The sequence below is a fragment of the Achromobacter sp. EG18 genome (genome assembly GCF_059759395.1).
In genome coordinates, this window is the sequence record NZ_CM186213.1 from 1,383,282 (window position 1) to 1,401,607 (window position 18,326).

Here is an 18,326-nt window from a genome sequence, read left to right on the forward strand (position 1 = left end):
TGTATCCCCCACGAGCAGCCCGGCGAACACCGCCCGCTGCGATTGAAGCAATGCCCAGCCGCCTGAATCCGATGGGCGACCCTTGGGCGCATGTCCCATCATGAACAAGATTCACTCGCCCAAGCAGCTCAAGCACACCCCCCAGCGCCCGTTGATCGCGGTATCCAGATCATGGGGCAGACTCCAGCCCGGCCCGACGACAGCCGGGGCCCGGCCGCCCCGCCAGGGATCGCCGATCCGCAAGCTATCGACCGCCCTGCCCCTGTTGATTGCCGCCGCGCTCCCCGGCACCGCCCGCGCAGGCTACGCCAGCATCGAGATTCCCTACCAGACGTATCGGGACTTCGCCGAAAACAAAGGGGCGTTCCGGCCCGGCGCGCTGGGCATCCCGATTTATGACAAGTCCGGCAGTCTGCGCGGCACCTTGAGCGACGTCATCCCCTTCATTGATTTCTCCAGCGTCAGCGACAACAACGCGATCGGAACGCTGGTCGCGCCGCAATATACTGTTGGCGTGGCGCACAACGGTCCTCATGACAGCACCCGCCTTGCCGGCGCCACCTACTCCCAGATCCGGAGAGACGTGCACCCGGATTACCATCGGGAACGGGACTGGACCCAGGAGTGGGATTTCGACGTCACCCGCCTGGGCAAGCTGGTAACCGACGCGACCCCGATCGCCACGTTTCCGGTGCCGCGCACGTCGACGCCGCTGCTTTCCCTCGGCGACCCGGACCTCTGGACAGAGGAAGAGAAAAAGAAATTTCCCCTGTTCTATCGGGTCGGGATGGGTATCCAGTTCGTCGGCGACCATCCCGAACACGGCCACAATCCCATGACGGGCGCGCTCGAACCCAGCCTGCACGAGCTCGGCTACGCCTACAAATGGGCGACGGGTGGCATCGTCACGCCGACCTGGTCGAACGAGACGTTCGTCATAGCGCGGGGAGACAACGGCCTGCTGCCCTCATTCGTGCAGCACGGCGATAGCGGTTCCCCCCTGTTTGCCTGGGATGCGGAACACAGGCGCTGGGTCCTGGCCGGCGTGGCGGCGGATCTCAAAATCCCCCCCGACGAACCCGGCTATGTCTATTGGTCGCACCTGCCGGCGGACTTTCTCGACAGCGTTTTCGACAAGGATAACGATCCCGAAGTGATTTTCACTGAAGGCAAGGGCCCCTTGCGATGGGCATTCGACAGCGCACAGGGCGCCGGCCACCTGACGCAGCAGGGCCGCCAGTTCGCGATGCATGGCTACAAGAAGACGCCGGGCCTGGCCTATGCGGGCGGCAATGGCGCGCTCGACTTCGCCGGTCTTGACGCGGGCAAGAACTTGTCCTTGCGCAGCGAAGGCGGCAAGGGCGTGGGCCAGATCACCTTGCAGGACTCCGTCAACCAGGGCGCCGGTTCGCTGACCTTCCACAACAGCTACGTCGTTTCCCCCGAAACCGACCAGACCTGGATGGGCGGCGGCATCGACGTCAGGGAAGGCGCCACCGTGGTCTGGCGCGTCAACGGCGTGGCCGGGGACAACCTGCACAAGATCGGTCCCGGCACCCTGACCATCGAAGGAAAAGGCGTCAATCCGGGCGGCCTGAAGGTGGGCGACGGCCAGGTGATTCTGTCGCAGCGGCCCGACGACGATGGCCACGTCCAGGCGTTCGACGGCATCACCCTGTCCAGCGGCCGCGCCGAAGTCGTGCTTGGCGACGGCAGGCAGGTCGATCCCGACCATATCAAATGGGGCGCGCGCGGCGGGGTGTTGAACCTCAATGGCAATGACATCACGTTCAACCGGCTGCATGCCAACGCAAAAGACCATGGCGCCACCATCACCAATACCGGGACGAAAACGGCGGCCATGACGATCAACCTCACGCCCATGCCGCCGCCAACGGTAAGCGATTCCATACGGATGCCGGTCAGAGCGGGCACCGGGCAACGGGGCGACCTTTACAAACAGGGGCTCAGCTATTTCGTCCTGAAGCAGGACAGCTTTGGCGCCGTCCCGACCTACGGCTCCCAGGCCAGCGACGACTACTGGGAATACGCGGGGCAATCCTTCGCCGTTGCGCTGGAAAAGGCGAACGAGCGCAAGCGGGAGTACTTCCCCGGGCAGACCGAATTCATCTTCTCGGGAACCGTGCGGGGCAATATCGACGTCGGCGTCGCCAGCCCGTCGAAAACGGTTTTCATCGCCGATGGCGGCATGGACCTCGGCGAGAACACATTCACCCAGCGGCAAGGCGAACTGGTGTTGCAGGGACACCCGGTGATCCATGCGATCAACACCCCCGACGAGGCACGGAAACTGCTAGACCTGGGCGACGATTCCGTCAGGACGCAATCGGTGTCGTTCGACCAACCGGATTGGGAATCGCGCAAATTCGCCATCAGGAAGCTCGCGCTGTCGGACACCACCTTCCGCTTGTCACGCAACGCCACGTTGCTGGGCGACATCGTTGCAGAACGCGCAAGGGTGGTCCTGGGCAGCCCGCTGCTGTATCTGAACAAGAACGATGGCGGAGAATTGCCCCAGGAACCGGTCAAGGGCACCTCCATCGCCAACACGGACGCCGACAAGAGCCGCTATCAGGGAACGGTGGCCTTGAGCGATCATTCAACGCTGGACATCCATGAAAAATTTGCAGGCGCCGTTGACGCGCGCGACAGCGCCATCAACGTTTTTTCCGATCAGGCGGCGCTGACGGGCTACAGCCGCTTCACCGCCAGCGCATTGACGCTGCACGCCGGCGCGCATTTGCAGGGGACTGCCGGCTGGTATGGAGACAGCGCCATCACGGTAGCCGACGGCGCGGCACTGACGCTCTCCGGCAACACCACGAGCCTGTCCACGACAGAAATTCACCCGGCCCATTACTTCACCAATGGCATCAATCTGGGCGGCGCCAATGCCAGCGTGCACCTGGCGCCGGGCAGTCATTCATTCAGCGATGTTTCCGGCCTGGCGGCAAGCGTCATCACTTTGGGCAACGCGGGTGCAACCGCCTCGCCGCAAACCGTGTACGCCGGCGCCGTGACCGCTGCCCAGGCCGGGATGCAGATCCACCACAATTCCCGCTGGATCATCACGGGCGATTCAACGCTGAACTCGCTACGGGCCAGCAATGCGATCCTGGGTTTCGACGACAAGAACGCGACGCGCCAAACGTTCCTGACGCAGGCAGGTTCCGGTTCTCCGCCGCCGTTGGATCCGCCCCAGGCCGGGTTGCCAAAAATTGCCTATGCCCTGGCGGCCGACACCGTTACCGCATCTGACAGCGTGTTTGCCTTTCGCGTCGACCCAAACAGCGGCGCACATGACCGGTTGACGGTCGCCACCCGGTTGGACGGCAGCGGCAACCGCTTGCGTATCGCGGATTTCGGCCTCCCTCAAACTACCGCCTCCGTGCAGGCCAGGGAAAGCCTGCTGCTCAGCGCCCCTTCCTCCACCCCGGCAAACCTGTTCACGTTGGATCAGGCTTTCGCAAGCAGCCACAACGACGCCACACCGGCGCAAGGCGATCCCTGGTTGGGCGGCCTTGCGGTAAGCCGGGACGCGGACCGGCGACAATGGTGGCTGCTCAGCATGCGCAGCGATGCGCCCTGGCGCGTGACGCAAGATCGCCAGTTTGACTTGCTGCATCTGCCAACGGCGGGACGCGTGGAGTTGTCTCGGCCCGAAGCGGACTGGACGCCGCACACGCTGAAAACCGACACCATGATCGCCAGCGGCGTGCATTTCGCCCTGAACGCGCGACCTCAAAGCGGGGAAAGCGACAGCATCCTTATCACCACCCTGGCCCAGGGCGACGACAACAGTCTGGACCTCACGCTCCTGTTGCACGAACCCGTGGCGCTGGACAGTGCCGGCGCCCTGCTGTTGGCGACCGCGCCTTTGCCCACGGCGGACAGCTATTTCAAGCCCGGCTCCATCACGCAAGGGCTGACCGTCTACTCCCCCAACCTGGAAATCGTCAGCACCGGCACGCAGAAAAGATGGCAATTGACGTACAAGAAGCTTCCAGAGGCGTTGCCGCCTGGCGAGGCGCCTGCGCCCGACGGCGCGCCGGCGACGCCATCGCCGGGTGATGCCGGCGCCGACGGCAAGCCTCATCCCCCGCTGGATTCCGGATCGACGGATACCCCGGATGCCGGCCATGACAGCGGCTCGTCAGACCAGCCCGGCAACGCCACGGACACCGGGCCGACCGACAATGCCGCGCCTCCCGCTGACACGGGATCCACCGCTCCCGTCGTCCCCCCGGCTGACACGGGACCTACTGCCCCCGTCGTCCCCCCGGCAGACACGGGTCCCACCGCCCCTGTCGTTCCCCCCGCTGACACGGGTCCCGCCGACCCCGCCGCTCCCCCGTCCGAGACGGCGCCTGCCCCGGCCCCCGCGCCGGCCGCGCCACCGGGCACCGGTACCCCTGCGCACGGCGCTGGCGGCCTTTCGCCATTCACGCCATTCTCATTGAGACTGTCCGATCTGGACGCCCTGCAGTCGCGCAAGGGAATCATCGACCGGCTGGCGCAGTCCGGGATCGCCGCGGACGACGACACCGTCAACCAGATTGCCGCGGTGCGGAGCCAGATCGTCCGCACCAGCGCGCTCGCCAGCCTGCCGCGCGTGGCCTTCGTGCTCGAGACCAACCAGCTCAACAAGCGGCTCGGAGACGTGCGCCAGTTGAACGAGGATGCCGGGGTATGGTTCAAGACCGACCATGGTCAGGCGGACTACGACCAACTACGCCTGAAACACACCACGCTGCAGTTCGGTCTTGACCGCAAGCTTGGCAGGCAGCTGTACGGCATCATGGGAAGCCATACCCGAGGCTCCGGGCAGGGGGAAGGCAGTCTCTCGGAAAAGCACACCACGGGCGGCGTCGGCCTCTACTATGCCTGGATCCATGAGGACGGCCCCTTCATCGACGTGATCGCCAAGTACTTGAGAACCAACCAGACCTACCATCTGCCCGCCAACCTGAACATCGACGCGCAGGGTGTGCGATCCACGTCGCTGCTGGCCAGCGTGCAGGCCGGATGGCGGCAGAATCTGTTCGATGGCCGCGCATTCATCGAACCGTCGATCGAAGTAGCCACCGGCCACACCAGCGCCTACACCTTGCACGGCGATAAAAACAGCATCGATGTCCGGGTCAACGCCAGCACGCCGGTCTATGCCAAGATCGGCGCCGCCGCCGGCTGGAGCCAGCAGTCGGATGAACAACACGGGTTGGCCCTGTCCGTGGGGCTGTTCCGGCTGCAGAACCTGCGGCGCGGCGGCAGTGTCGATATTCTCAACAACAGTGTGTCCGGGGACATGTTGAGCACGCCGATGAGCAACGACAGCCGCTATCTGGTCAACCTGTCGCTCAACGCCAGGCTGTCTTCCAACTGGCGTCTGTACGGCCAGGTCGAAAGCAGCTTCGCCGGAAAGCTCAAGCACGATTACAGCGGCCAGGTCGGCGTGCGCTATCAGTTCTGAGCGCGGTCGCGCCGGGTCGGACGGCGTGATGCGCGGCATCATGCCGTGGCCAATGCCTCCGGCCCGGCCATACGAGACATCGTATGGAAAATAATATTTTTTCATTGGAACTCGCATGGCCGGGTCCAGATAATGGCTCCACATAAAAAAACCATACGGAGACATCAAGATGACCAAGCCATGCATGGCGAGGCGCTTGCGGCTGGGCGCCGCCATCGCACTCGCCCTGAGCTTTTCCTCTGCCTGGGCCCAGGCCCCCTATCCCGCCAAACCCATCACGCTGGTCGTCCCCTTCGCCGCGGGCGGCGGCGCGGACGTCGTGGCCCGCCTGGTGGCGGCGAAATTGCCGCAGCAGCTGGGCGGCCAATCCGTCATCGTCGACAACAAGCCGGGCGCCTCGGGCAACATCGGCGCGCAGCAGGTGGCGCGCGCGGAGCCTGACGGCTATACCTTCCTGTTGACCAACAGCACCCTGACGATCAACGCCGCCCTGCAGATGCGCGGCACGCCGGACGTGAAGAAGAGCCTGGCGCCGATTTCGCTGCTGGTCTCGGCGCCCGTCGCGCTGGGCGTGAACCCGGCCATTCCCGCCAGGACGGTGCCGGATCTGGTCGCCTATATTCAGCAGAACAAGGACAAGCTGAGCTATTCGTCCTGCGGCAACGGCACGCCCCAGCATTTCGTGGGCGAATCGGTCAAGCAGATGGCGAAGCTGGACATCGTCCACGTGCCCTACAAGGGTTGCGCGCCCGCCATCAACGACGGGCTGGGCAACCAGGTGCCGGTTCTGTTCAGCACCATTCCCAACCTGGCGCCGCACGCGGACGCCGGCAAGCTGCGGATGATCGCGGTGGCGTCCAGGCAGCGGGTCTCGTTCCTGCCGAACGTGCCCGCCATCGCCGAGACCGCGCCTTTCGGCGACCTCGACATCTCCGTCTGGTTCGGCATCCTCGGCCCGCGCGATCTGCCGGCGGACGTGAAAGCGAAGTTCGAGCAGGCCGTTGCCGAGACGATGAAGAATCCCGCGGTGCAACAGGAATTCCGCGACCGCTACTACGAGGTGGTCCAGACCGGCCCGGCCGCGATGGCGCGGCAGCTTGACGGCGATCTCGGCCTGTACAGCGCGCTGGCCAGCAAATCGGGCATCTCGCTGGACCAGCAGTAGCCATCACACAACACAAGGGAAGAATCTCGTGAGCACCCCCATCCAGCACCAACAGGTCATCGACGACCTGGTCACCGCCAACCGCATCCTGGCGCGTTTCGGCGTTCTCGACGGCTTCGGCCATGTCAGCGTCCGCCACCCGGGCAATCCCGCGCACTTCCTGCTATCGCGCTCGCTCGCGCCGGAACTGGTGACCGCGCAGGACATCATGGAATTCGACGAATCCTCCGAACCCGCCAACGCGGACGCGCGCAAGCCCTATCTGGAACGCTACATCCACGGCGAGATCTACCGCGCGCGCCCCGACGTGCAGGCGATCGTCCACAGCCATTCGCCGTCGGTCATCCCCTATGCCGGATCGAATGTGCGGCTGCGCCCGATCTACCACATGGCCGGATTCCTTGGCGCCGGCGCGCCGGTGTTCGACATCGGTTGCTGCTTCGGCCACACCGACATGCTCGTCAGGAACCGTGACCATGGCCGCGAACTGGCGCAAACGCTGGGGCAGAGCAAGGTCTCGCTGATGCGCGGACATGGTTTCGTCGCGGTCGGCGGCGACATTCCGGTGGCAGTCTACCGCGCCATCTACACGGAGATGAACGCCGCGCTCCAGCAGAAAGCCATCGGCCTGAACGGCGAGATCACATATCTGTCGGACGAGGAAGCCGCCATGGCCGACGACATGATGGCGGGCGTCATGAACCGTCCCTGGGAGCTGTGGAAGAAGCAGGTATCCGCGCAGGCGTGATCGCCCCCTGGCGACGGGCTCGCCGGCGGCGCGGAGCCCGCGCGCCGGCCGTTCGCCGCCACCGCTACAGCACTTCGTCGCGCAGGTAGTACCAGCGATACAGCAGCGCCTGCCCCAGCCGGCGGAACGGCGCGAACAGATGGCCGGGCAGCGGCGAGTCGTAGATCGGCAGGTTCCACGACAGGCCGTCCTGGCCCATCATGCGCTGCGCCAGGCGGCGGCCGGCATGGGCCGAGAACGACACGCCATTGCCGCCATAGCCGAAGGCGTAGTACACCTGCCGCGCCGGGTCCGGCTGGGTGATGCGCGGCATCATGTCGTGGCTGACGTCGACCCAGCCCGTCCATGCATAGTCCAGCTCGATGCCGCGCAGCGACGGGAACTTGCGCGCCAGGCCTTCGCGCAACAGCGCCAGGTGGCGCGGGTGCTGCGCGTCGGCGCCGCGCAAGGCGCTGCGGCTGCCGATCTGCATGCGGCCATCCGGCAGCAGCCGGTAGTAGAACCTCAAGGTGCGCGTGTCGGTGATGAATACCGTGCTCTTGATGCCGGCGCGGGCGCGTTCGTCCGGCGTCAACACGCGCGTCACCATGGAATTGGACAGGATCGGCATGATGCGGTTGTCCAACAATCGGTTCACACCCTGCGCGGTATAACCGCCGGTGGCAAAGCCAACCCGCTTGGCGCGCACCGTGCCGCCGGGCGTTTGCAGGCGGTAGCCGCCGCCCTCCTCGGTCCAGCCCAGCACCGGGCTGCCCGGATGCAGGCGCGCGCCCAGCGCCCGGGCCTGGCGCATGTAGCCGTAGGCGAGCTTCAAGGGATGCACGCCGATGCCGTCCGGCTCGTGCAGGGCGCCGACCGCCTCGTGATCATCGACGTAGCGCTCGCGCAGTTCCTCCTTGGTCAGCATGCGCGTGTCGTAGCCGAACAGCTCGCGCATGACCCGCGCTTCGTTGCGCAGGAAGGCCATCTTCTTCTCGCGATGCGCGGTGTACAGATGGCCGCCGGGTTGCGCGTCGCAGTCGATCTGCGCCACCAGGCTCTTCCAGTAGTCGAAGCCTTCGTGGATCTCGGCATCCAGGCGCCGCGCGGTGTCCAGCCCCCAACGTTCGATCCATTGCGAGCGGTACAGGCGTCCCGACGCGTTCTGCCCTTGTCCGCCATTGCGGCTGGTGCAGCCCCATACGGCGCGGTTGGCCTCCAGCACCACCGCGCGCACGCCGTAGTCGCGCGCCAGCGCCAACGCCGCCGACAGGCCCGTGAACCCCGAGCCGACGATGACCACGTCGGCCTCGATGTCGCCCTGGATCGGTCCGTCGTCCGCGGGCGGCGGCCCGGCCGTGGCGACCCAGTAGGTCGGCGCGTACTCCTGCCCGCGTCCCGGCGCCGACACCAGCGGATCGTAGAGCGGGTCGTAGGCGCTGACGGCCGGGCTGGCGGCCGCCGGCGCGGCCGGCATGCCGGCGGGGTCGATGAGGGTACCGGCGGTATTCGACGGATCGGAAGACATAGCGGCATCCATGGGGCGGTATCCGGTGGCGGCGTCGGCTCAGGCGCGGGCCGGCAAGGCCGGGCGTTGCTTGCGGAAGGCGTTCTTGACGCGGATCTTGCCGTCCTGGAACGTGAAGACGTCGACCATGTCGGCCTCGACTCGCGAGCCGTCCGCGGCCGTGCCGGTAAAGGTGCTTTCCGACACGCCGCGCTCGCCCGCCACCCAGTGGCGGCCGTTGTTCCACTGCGCATCCGGGAAGTTCTTCCAGGCCGCTTCGAAGGCACCGCGGACCGCCTCGCGGCCGCTGTGCCGGGCGCCCCAGCGCTCGGGGCCGCCCACCGTTTCGAAGACGCAGTCCTCGCTCATGAAAGACATCAGGGCGTCGATATCGTGGCGGTTCCAGGCGGCCGCGAACTCGGCCAGCATGTCCACGGTGACGGTCTTTTGCATTGCCTACCCTCCTCGATCGCCGGGCGCGACGTGCGCCCAGGCTCCGTGCCCAAGGTACGCGGGGGGCTGGGCAGGGTCTAGAACCAGACGCGGCAAATCGCTTGCACCAGAACGGCCCCGCCGGCGCGGCGCCTGCCTTCACGACGTCTCACGTAGCGCCTCACGTAGCGCCTGACGTGGCGCCTGACGTGGCGGCAGGCGCCAGCCGCGCGGGCAATTCACCGCCTTGCGCCATGCCGCGCATGCCGATGAAGACCAGCGACGGCGACCGCGTCCCGGCGGGGCGCGCCGCCCGCGTATCGAAGCGCACCCGGCGTCCGGCCAGTTGCACCAGCACCCAGCCATGGCGTTCGGTGCGCACCCAGCCCTTGGCCCGCAGCCAATGGCGCGGCAACTGCCGCAGCGCATCGGCCAGGCGGTCGGCATGCAGCATGGCGGGCGCGGACCAGAGCCAGCTCTGGAATGGATGTTGCGGCTCGTCGGCGTCCAGGGCGTGTGCCTGTCCGGCCGCCGCGTGGCGGTGCGCCGGATCGCAGCAATGCGCCGCGCAGTTTTCATGGCCACGATCGTCCGCGCCAAGCAATGCGCCCAGGTCCACCCGCGCCTCGCGCGTCGTTACGATCGACGCCCCGCCCGCCTGCGTCCGCAGCCAGTCGCGCAGCGCCGGCAACGCGGCGGCGGGCAACAGGTCCGTCTTGTTCAGCACCAGCAGGTCGGCGGCGTGCAATTGGCGTTGCGCCGTGTCGGCCAGCAGCGGATCGGCAAGCGTCTCGCGGATGGCGCCCGCGTCCACCAGCACCACCACCGCCTCCAGTTGCAGCAGCGGATCCGACAGCCCCACCTGCGCGATGCGCCCGGGGTCGGACACGCCGCTGGCCTCGATCACGATCCATTCGGGCGCGGGGTCCAGCGCCAGCACCCGCGCCAGCGCGTCGTCCAGGCCGCCCGCCATCGAACAACAGACGCAACCGTTGGCCAACCGGATCACGTTGTCGGCGCGCTCGGCCAGCAGGCCGGCGTCGATATCGACCGGCCCGAAATCGTTGACCAGCACCGCGGCGCGGCGGGCGCCGTGCGCCAGCACGTGGTTCAGCAAGGTGGTCTTGCCCGCGCCCAGGAAGCCGCCCACCACCGTCAGCGGAATGCGCGCCATGTCAGGCTGCCTGGGGCGCCAGCGGCCGGCCGCCGATGACGGTGCCCAGCACCTCGATGTCCTTGAGCCGTGACGGCGGCACGTCCAGCGGATCGTCGCGCAGCACGCAGAAATCGGCGTGCTTGCCGACCTCGATCGAGCCGACCAGATGGTCCATGTGGAGTGTGTAGGCGGCCCCCAGGGTGATGGCATGCAACGCCGCCTCGACGCTGATGCGCTCGGACTCGCCCAGCACGCGGCCGGAGGCGGTCTGGCGGTTGACGGCGCACCAGGCGGTGAACAGCGGCCCCAGCGGCGTGATGGGCGCATCCGAGTGGATGGCGAACGGCACGCCCGCGCGCGCGGCCGAGGCGCAGGCGTCCATGCGGTTGGCGCGATCCGGTCCCATGGTCAGCGCGTAATGGGCATCGCCCCAGTAGAAGATGTGGTTGGCGAACAGGTTCACGCACATGCCCAGGCTGGCCATGCGGCGAAACTGCGCCGCGTCCGCCATCTGGCAATGCTGCAGGGTGTGGCGGTGATCGCGCCTCGGGCTGCGGCGCAAGGCGCGGTCGATGGCGTCGATCGCCAGTTCGGTGGCCTCGTCGCCATTGGTGTGGATGTGCAGCTGCGCGCCCGCGTCGTGATAGGCCTGCACCATGGCGTCCAGCTCGCCCGGCGCGATGACCCAGATGCCGTTGGGCGCGCCGTTGTAATAGCCCGGCCAGCGCACCCTGGCGGTGAAGCCCTGGATGGAGCCGTCCACCACCAGCTTGACCATGCCCAGGCGCAGCTTGCCATGATTGAGCCGGCCCGCCTCGCGCAGCTTTGCCAGGCAGGCAGCCGGGTCGCCGGCGTAGGTCAGTGCAGACGCCGCCGGCACGATGCGCACCGGGTAGTCGGGCTCGGCCGTGACCCGCGCCAGCGTCGCCAGGCCCTCGTCGCCCAGCTCGTTGACGAGATCCGTGGCGGTGGTGACGCCGGCCCACTGCGCCACCTTGCCGAACATGCGCAGGCCGTTTTCCGACAGGCCCACGGTGCGGAACGGATTGCCGATCAACCGCATCACCGGAAACATGGCGGCGAACTCGCACAGCTCGCCGCTGGGCTGGCCGTCGGCGAAACGGCTGATGCCTTCGATATCCGTATCGCGGTCGATGCCGGCGCGGGCCAGCATCGGCGTGTTCACATTCATGAGGTGCATGCTGGCGTGCATCACCACCACCGGCCGGTCGGCCGACACCGCGTCCAGGTCGCGCACGCTCATGCGCTGGCCGCCGAAGAAGATGGGATCGAAGCCCCAGCCGATCAGCGTCTGGTCCGGCGCCAGGCCGGCGGCGAATTCACGCAGGCGCGCGGCCACCGCCGCGAAGCTTTGCAGGCCCGGCCACATACGGCCGTCCGGCCCACGCCGGTCGTAGTAGCCGACGTAGGCAAACTGCCACATACCCCCTTCCGGCAGATGGCAGTGCCCCTCCACCAGCCCCGGCATCAGGACGTGGTCGGCATAGCGCTCATCCAGGTCAGCGGGTCCCCAGCCGGCCAGGTCTTCGCGGCTGCCCACGCCCAGGATGCGGCCGTCGCGCACCGCCATGTGCGTGGCGCGCGGCTGGGCCGGGTTCATCGTCAGGATGGCGCGGGCGGAAAAAATGGTGGTGCCGGCGGCTTGCGCCTGTGCCGGATGCGGGGCGTCATGCATGCTGCTTGCTCCTGTTCGTGATGTCCGACAGCGCCTGAAGGTCGGGCTTGTTCCAGGCCTTGCCCGGCACCGAATCGATCAGGCGGCGCGTGTATTCGTGTCGCGGGTGGTAGAAAATCGTGGCGGCGCGGTCCAGCTCCACCAGTTGCCCGTGCCGCATCACGGCGATGCGGTCGCAGATCTGCGCCGCGACGCGCAGGTCGTGCGTGATGAACAGCACCGACAGGTCGAACTGGCCGCTGATGGTCTTGAGCAGATCCAGCACCTGCGCCTGGATCGACACATCCAGCGCCGAGACCGCCTCGTCAGCCACCAGCAGCCGCGGCTTGAGCGCCAGCGCGCGGGCGATGCCGACCCGCTGGCGCTGGCCGCCCGAGAACTGGTGCGGATAGCGCTCGCCCGCGTCGCCCCCCAGTCCCACCAGGGCCAGCAGTTCGCGCGCCTCGCGCAGCGCGGTCTGGCGGCTCTCGCCAAAGCCGATGGGGCCCTGCGCGACCGAATCGACCACGCGCTGGCGCGGGTTGAGCGAAGCGTAAGGGTCCTGGAACACCATCTGGATCTGACGCCGGTAGGGCCGGAAATCCCTTGGCGTCATGCCGACCAGTTCGCGGCCGTCCAGGCGCACGCTGCCGCTATCGGGCGCCACCAGGCCGATCAGCGCGCTGCCCAGCGTGGACTTGCCCGAGCCCGATTCGCCGACCAGTCCCAGGGTCTCGCCCTGGCGGATCTCCAGCGAAATATCCCGCAATGCCTCGACCCGGCGGCCGCCGGTGACGTAGGTCTTGCACAGCTTGGCCACCGTCATCAGCGGCGGCGTGGCGGCAGCCTCGTCCTTGCCCTCGGGCTTGTGCGGCACCGCCGCGATCAATTGACGGGTGTAGGGATGTTGCGGCCGGTTCAGGATCTCGGCGGCCGCGCCCGCCTCCACCACCGCGCCGTGGCGCATCACAACGATGCGGTCGGCAATGTCGGCCACCACGCCGAAATCATGGGTAATGAAAATGACGCCGATCCCCATGCGCCGCTGGATGTCCTTGATCAGCGCCAGGATCTGCGCTTGCGTGGTGACGTCCAGCGCGGTGGTGGGCTCATCGGCGATCAACACGTCCGGCTCCAGCGCCAGCGCCATCGCGATCACCACGCGCTGGCGCTGGCCGCCGGACAACTGGAATGGAAAGGCCGCGTACATGGCGCGGGGATCGGGCAGCAGCACTTGACCGAACAGCTCCAGGACCCGCTGCCTGCGCGCGTCGGCGTCCATGTCCGTGTGCCAGGCCAGCACCTCCTCCACTTGCCGGCCCACGCGCATGACGGGATTGAGCGCCGTCATGGGCTCCTGGAACACCATGCCGAACCTGCGGCCGCGCAGCCCCTGCCATTCGGCCGCCGACAGGCCCACCAGGTCACGCCCGTCGTACAGGATACGGCCCTGGGTCACGCGCAACTGATCCGGCGGCAGCAGGCCCATGATGGCCTGCGCGGTGACCGACTTGCCCGATCCCGACTCCCCCACCACGCACAGGATTTCGTTGCGGTTGACGGTGTAGGACACGCCGCGCACCACCGCCGGGCCGCCGTGGGCGGCGGACACGCCGAGATCGCGGACTTCAAGCAAGGCGCTCATCAGCTTCTCCGTTTGCTGGCCAGCTTGGGATTGAGGGCATCGTTCAGGCCGTCGCCGATCAGGCTGACCGCCAGCACCGTCAGGAAGATGGCCGCGCCCGGCAACGTCACCGCCCACCAGGCGGTCAGGATGTAGGGGCGGTTGCTGCCGATCATCAGGCCCCAGCTCATCACGTTGGGATCGCCCAGCCCCAGGAACGACAGGCCCGCCTCGAACAGAATGGCGGTGCCGATGGCCAGCGTGGCCGAGACGATCAGCGGCGCCAGCGCGTTGGGCAGGATCACGCGCCAGATGATGCGCGCGTTGCTGGAGCCGATCACTCTTTCGGCCAGCACGTATTCGCGCCGCTTCAGGCTCAGGAATTCCCCGCGCGCCAGGCGCGCGGTGGCGGTCCAGCTGACCACGCCGATGGCCACGGCGATGGTGCCCAGCGAGGGCGAAAACAGCGTCACCAGCACCATCGCGAACAACAGCGCCGGCAGCACCTGGAAGAACTCGGTGATGCGCATCAGCGTTTCATCGACCCAGCCGCCGTAGTAGCCGGCCAGCGCGCCCACGGTGATGCCGATGGCCATCGACAGCACCGCCGCCACCACGCCGACCAGCAAGGTGGCGCGGCCGCCATAGATCATGCCGGTCAGCACGTCGCGGCCCAGGTAGTCGGAGCCCAGCAACAGTTCGCCGCCGGGCGGCTCCATGGGCGCGCTGGCGATCTCGAACGGATCGGCCTGCATCACCAGGGGGCCGAACAGCACCACCGCCAGGATGGCGGCCAGCAACAGCAGGCCGATGAGCGCGCCCGGATTGCGGGCGAACGCGCGCAGCGCTTCGTACGACGGCCGCGACGACCGGACGGCCGGCGCCGCGGCGCCGGCAGACAGGACGGGAGGAACTTGGCTCATGAGGTCTTTATCCTGGGGTCGATCAGCCGGTAGGCCAGGTCCGTCAGCTGGTTCATCACCACCACCAGCAACGAGGCGAAAAGCAGAATGCCGAGCAGGGTCGGATAGTCGCGTCGCAGCACGGAATCGAACGCCAGCCGGCCCAGCCCCGGCCAGTTGAAGACCGTTTCCACCAGGATGGCGCCCGCCAGCACGTTGCCGAATTGCAGCCCCAGCATGGTCACCACCGGCAGCACGCCGTTGCGCAGCGCGTGCCGGTACAGCACCGTGCGCTCGGGCAGCCCCTTGGCGCGGGCGGTGCGGATGTAGTCGGCCGACAGCGCGTCCATGACGCTGGCGCGCGCCAGCCGGCTGTACTGCGCCAGGTACACGAACGCCAGCGTGAAGGCCGGCAGCACCAGGTGGTGCAGCACGTCCAGCGCGCCGGCCCAGCCGTCCTCGGGCCCGCCCGCCGAACGCATGTCCGACACCGGGAACCACGGCAGCAGCGACGCGAACAGGATGATCAGGATGATGCCGGTCCAGAACACCGGCGCGGAATAGCCCACGATAGACAGCAGCGTGATGCCCTGCGACAGGGGCCCGTTGGGCTTGCGCGCCGCCAGCGTGCCCAGCGCCGTACCCGCCACGAAGGCGCTGGATACCGCGGTCACCACCAGCAGCAGCGTGGCCGGCACCCGCTCCCAGATCAGCTGGGCCACCGGCAGGTTGAAGAAGTACGAATAACCCAGGTCGCCGCGCAGCACCTGCGACAGGTACAGCCCCAGCTGCACCAGGAACGGCCGGTCCAGCCCGTACTGGGCGCGCAACTGGGCCCGCAGGTCCTCGCTGATGCCGCCCATGGAGCCGGCGATGGTCTCGACCGGATCGCCGGGCGAGATGTGGATCAACAGGAAGTTCAGCGTCACCACGGCCAGCAGCAGCACCGCGGCATAGCCGGTCCGACGCGCGAGATAGCGCAACATGGCACCCTCCCGCTATTGCAGATACGTGTCGTCCAGCGGCGACAGCAGGCCCCAGATCCCATCGGGCAGGCCGTGCACCTTCTTGGACGACAGCGTGTGGTACGGGATGACCGTCAGGAAATCGATCGGCAGGTCCTCGGTCACGATCTGCTGGAACTGCGCATACAGCGCGCGCCGTTTGGTCTCGTCGGTCTCGGTGCCGGCCTGCGCCAGCAATTCATCGACCTTGGGATTGCGGTACGACTGCGTGTTGGTCCAGATGATGTCGCGGATATTGCTCGACAGATAGGTGCGGTGCACGCCGATCACCGGATCGCCCCAGTTGAAGACGATATCGGTGGTCATGTCGAAATCATGGCTGGCGATGCGCTTGGCCCAGGTCGGGAAATCGGGCGAGGCGCGCACCTGCACCGCGATGCCGACCTTCTTCAACTGGCTGCGCAGGTATTCGGCGACGTTCTTGCCCTGCACGTCGCTGCCGGGCATGTAGTCGACCGTCAGGGTCATGCGCACGCCCTTGCCGTCCTTCCTGAAGCCGGCCTCGTCCAGCAGTTGTTCGGCTTTCTTCAGGTCCAGCGGGTACTTCTTCAGGTCCTGGGTCGCATAGGGGCTGGACGCGACGATGGGCCCGTCCGCCGGCTTGGCGAAGCCGGCGTTCAGCGCCTTGGTAATGAAACCCTTGTCGATGGCGTAGGCGATCGCCTGCCGCACCCGCGCGTCGTCCAGCGGCTTGCGGGTGGTGTTGAACGCCAGCCAGCTGAGCGCGCCGATGCCTTCGTAGCCGCGATCGGTCATGACGATCTGCGGATTGTCCTTGGCGCGGCGCAGGATGGTCGGCTCGGTCATGTACGGCAGCGCGCCGATGTCGCCACGCTCCAGCCCGATCAGCAGGTTGGTGGCGTCGGGGTTGATCTTGACCACCACCCGGTCCAGGTAGGGCTTGCCCTTTTCGAAGAACTTGTCAAAGCGCTCCAGCACGATCTCCTGGCCCGGCTTGAAATCCTTGAGCGTGAACGGGCCCGAGCCGACCACGTTGGCGGAATTGCGCGGATGGTTCTTCAGGTCCTGGCCGTCGCCGTAGATGTGCTTGGGCAGCACCGGCATGAGCGCCGGCGACAGCGCCAGCAGAATCGCCGGGTGCGGCTTGCTCATGCGCAGCACGGCGGTATAGGGATCGGGCGTGTCGACGCTTTCGACGGGCGCCAGCATGCTCTGGAACGGATGGTTCTGCTTGACCGCCATCACCGAGAACGCCACGTCCTCGGACGTCACCGGCTTGCCGTCGTGGAACAGCGCGTCGTGGCGCAGGTGCAGGGTCAGCGATTTGGCGTCCGGCGCCAGCTCCCACGACTGCGCCAGGTAGGGTTGCGGCTTCCAGTTGGCGTCGTAGCGCAGCGGGCTGGCGAACAGCTGAGCGCTGGGCAGCGCCGTGGCGATGCCCGACTGCACCGCGCCGTTCAGGTGCCGCGGCACCTGGGTCGAGCCGATGACCAGCGTGCCGCCCGGCTTGGGCGCATCGGCGGCCTGCGCCGCGTGCGTGCCGGCCATCAAGGCCCATGCTGTCAGTATTGCGGCAAAGCCGCGTGTCGCGCTGCGCATCATCCACCCCTTGGCATTGTTGGCATGAGCCATTCAAACGATGGCTATGGCGCTAGCCTAGTCAACCCGGGGGGTCCGGCTTAGTACCAAACCGCCGGACTTGATGGTGCCAGGCCGGCGGGCGACCCGATTCAACGCGCGCCGGCCGCCAGCGCCCGCGCATACAGCGCCGCCACCGCGCAGCTGTCGACCCGCGCCTGCACCGCGTCCGAGCGGCTGGTCAGCAGCACCGGCACGCGCGTGCCCAGCACCAGCCCGGCGGTGGCCGCGCCAGCCAGCCAGGTCAGCTCCTTGTAGAGCATGTTGCCGGCCTCGATATCGGGCACCAGCAGAATGTCGGCATCGCCCGCCACGGGCGAGACGATGCCCTTCTGCTCGGCCGCCTGGCGCGAGATGGCGTTGTCGAACGCCAGCGGGCCGTCGATCTGGCCGCCGCGGATCTGCTGGCGGTCGGCCATCTTCGACAGGGCCGCCGCGTCCAGCGTGGCCGGCATCGCCGGGTTGACCGATTCGGTGGCGCACAGCACCGCCACCTTGGGCCGCGCCACGCCCAGCGCATGCGCCAGGTCGATGGCGTTCTGCGCGATGTCGGCCTTCTCCTGCAGGGTCGGGGCGATATTGACGGCGGCGTCCGTCAGGATGAACAGCTTGGGATACGCGGCCGCCGCCATCACGAAGGCATGGCTGATGCGCCGGGCCGTGCGCAGCCCGGATTCGCGCGCCACCACCGCCGACATGAATTGGTCGGTGTGCAGGCTGCCCTTCATCAGCATGCCGACCGCGCCGTCGCGCGCCAGGCCGGCCGCGGCGCGCGCGGCCAGCGCCTCGTCGTCGGGCGTGTCGACGATCTCCAGCGAGCCGGCGCGCAGGCCCAGCTCGGCCATCAGGCCGGCCAGCCGGGCCGCCGGCCCGACCAGCAGCGGCTCGATGTAGCCGGCTTCGCGCGCCTGCACCGCGGCGCCCAGGCTGGAAGCGCACAGCGGATAGGCCACCGCCGTGCGCACCCGCCCGGCCGACAGCGCCGCGGCCCGCAGCGGCTCGAACAAGCGGTCGCTGGCCATG

The 18,326-nt window shown here is 67.6% G+C and carries 12 protein-coding genes; 3 read left to right on the forward strand and 9 right to left on the reverse strand.

From position 1 onward, the window contains the following. The first annotated feature begins 100 nt into the window (after positions 1–100). The 3 genes from AC6CR5_RS06510 to AC6CR5_RS06520 all read left to right on the forward strand — a co-directional run bounded on the left by AC6CR5_RS06510 (position 101) and on the right by AC6CR5_RS06520 (position 7,404). Complete coding sequence (locus tag AC6CR5_RS06510) at positions 101–5,491, forward strand: S6 family peptidase (protein WP_498085372.1); 5,391 nt, start codon at positions 101–103, stop codon at positions 5,489–5,491. 169 nt (positions 5,492–5,660) lie between these two features. Next, the gene (locus tag AC6CR5_RS06515) at positions 5,661–6,656 is read left to right on the forward strand and encodes a tripartite tricarboxylate transporter substrate binding protein (protein WP_498085373.1); all 996 of its coding nucleotides are present in this window, start codon (positions 5,661–5,663) and stop codon (positions 6,654–6,656) included. 28 nt (positions 6,657–6,684) lie between these two features. Further along, positions 6,685–7,404, forward strand: a complete 720-nt coding sequence (locus AC6CR5_RS06520) for a class II aldolase/adducin family protein (protein WP_498085374.1) — start codon at positions 6,685–6,687, stop codon at positions 7,402–7,404. 64 nt (positions 7,405–7,468) lie between these two features. Here AC6CR5_RS06520 and AC6CR5_RS06525 read toward each other — a convergent pair whose 3' ends face one another. From AC6CR5_RS06525 to AC6CR5_RS06565, 9 genes are all read right to left on the reverse strand, one after another. After that, on the reverse strand, positions 7,469–8,860 hold the full coding sequence (locus AC6CR5_RS06525; protein WP_035182932.1) for an NAD(P)/FAD-dependent oxidoreductase: 1,392 nt from the start codon (positions 8,858–8,860) through the stop codon (positions 7,469–7,471). Between the two features lie 90 nt (positions 8,861–8,950). Next, complete coding sequence (locus AC6CR5_RS06530; protein ID WP_020927902.1) at positions 8,951–9,343, reverse strand: nuclear transport factor 2 family protein; 393 nt, start codon at positions 9,341–9,343, stop codon at positions 8,951–8,953. 160 nt (positions 9,344–9,503) lie between these two features. Beyond that, the gene (locus AC6CR5_RS06535; protein ID WP_020927903.1) at positions 9,504–10,496 is read right to left on the reverse strand and encodes a CobW family GTP-binding protein; all 993 of its coding nucleotides are present in this window, start codon (positions 10,494–10,496) and stop codon (positions 9,504–9,506) included. A 1-nt stretch (position 10,497) separates the two neighbouring features. Next, complete coding sequence (locus tag AC6CR5_RS06540) at positions 10,498–12,174, reverse strand: amidohydrolase (RefSeq protein WP_020927904.1); 1,677 nt, start codon at positions 12,172–12,174, stop codon at positions 10,498–10,500. Beyond that, positions 12,167–13,798 (reverse strand): dipeptide ABC transporter ATP-binding protein, encoded by a 1,632-nt coding sequence (locus AC6CR5_RS06545; RefSeq protein ID WP_020927905.1) that lies wholly within the window; start codon positions 13,796–13,798, stop codon positions 12,167–12,169. Before AC6CR5_RS06545 ends, AC6CR5_RS06540 begins: the two co-directional genes overlap by 8 nt. After that, positions 13,798–14,700 carry an ABC transporter permease gene (locus AC6CR5_RS06550; RefSeq protein WP_026383774.1) on the reverse strand — a complete coding sequence of 301 codons (903 nt, stop codon included), beginning with the start codon at positions 14,698–14,700 and terminating at the stop codon, positions 13,798–13,800. The genes AC6CR5_RS06545 and AC6CR5_RS06550 overlap by 1 nt, the downstream gene beginning before the upstream one ends. Next, positions 14,697–15,665 carry an ABC transporter permease gene (locus AC6CR5_RS06555; protein WP_026383775.1) on the reverse strand — a complete coding sequence of 323 codons (969 nt, stop codon included), beginning with the start codon at positions 15,663–15,665 and terminating at the stop codon, positions 14,697–14,699. The genes AC6CR5_RS06550 and AC6CR5_RS06555 overlap by 4 nt, the downstream gene beginning before the upstream one ends. Before the next feature lie 12 nt (positions 15,666–15,677). Beyond that, entirely contained in the window at positions 15,678–17,297 is a 1,620-nt protein-coding gene (locus AC6CR5_RS06560) for an ABC transporter substrate-binding protein (RefSeq protein WP_498085375.1), read from the reverse strand. Between the two features lie 98 nt (positions 17,298–17,395). Next, a complete protein-coding gene (locus tag AC6CR5_RS06565; RefSeq protein WP_498085376.1) occupies positions 17,396–18,325 on the reverse strand; it encodes a bifunctional enoyl-CoA hydratase/phosphate acetyltransferase in 930 nt (309 codons plus the stop codon). Position 18,326 lies beyond the last annotated feature (1 nt).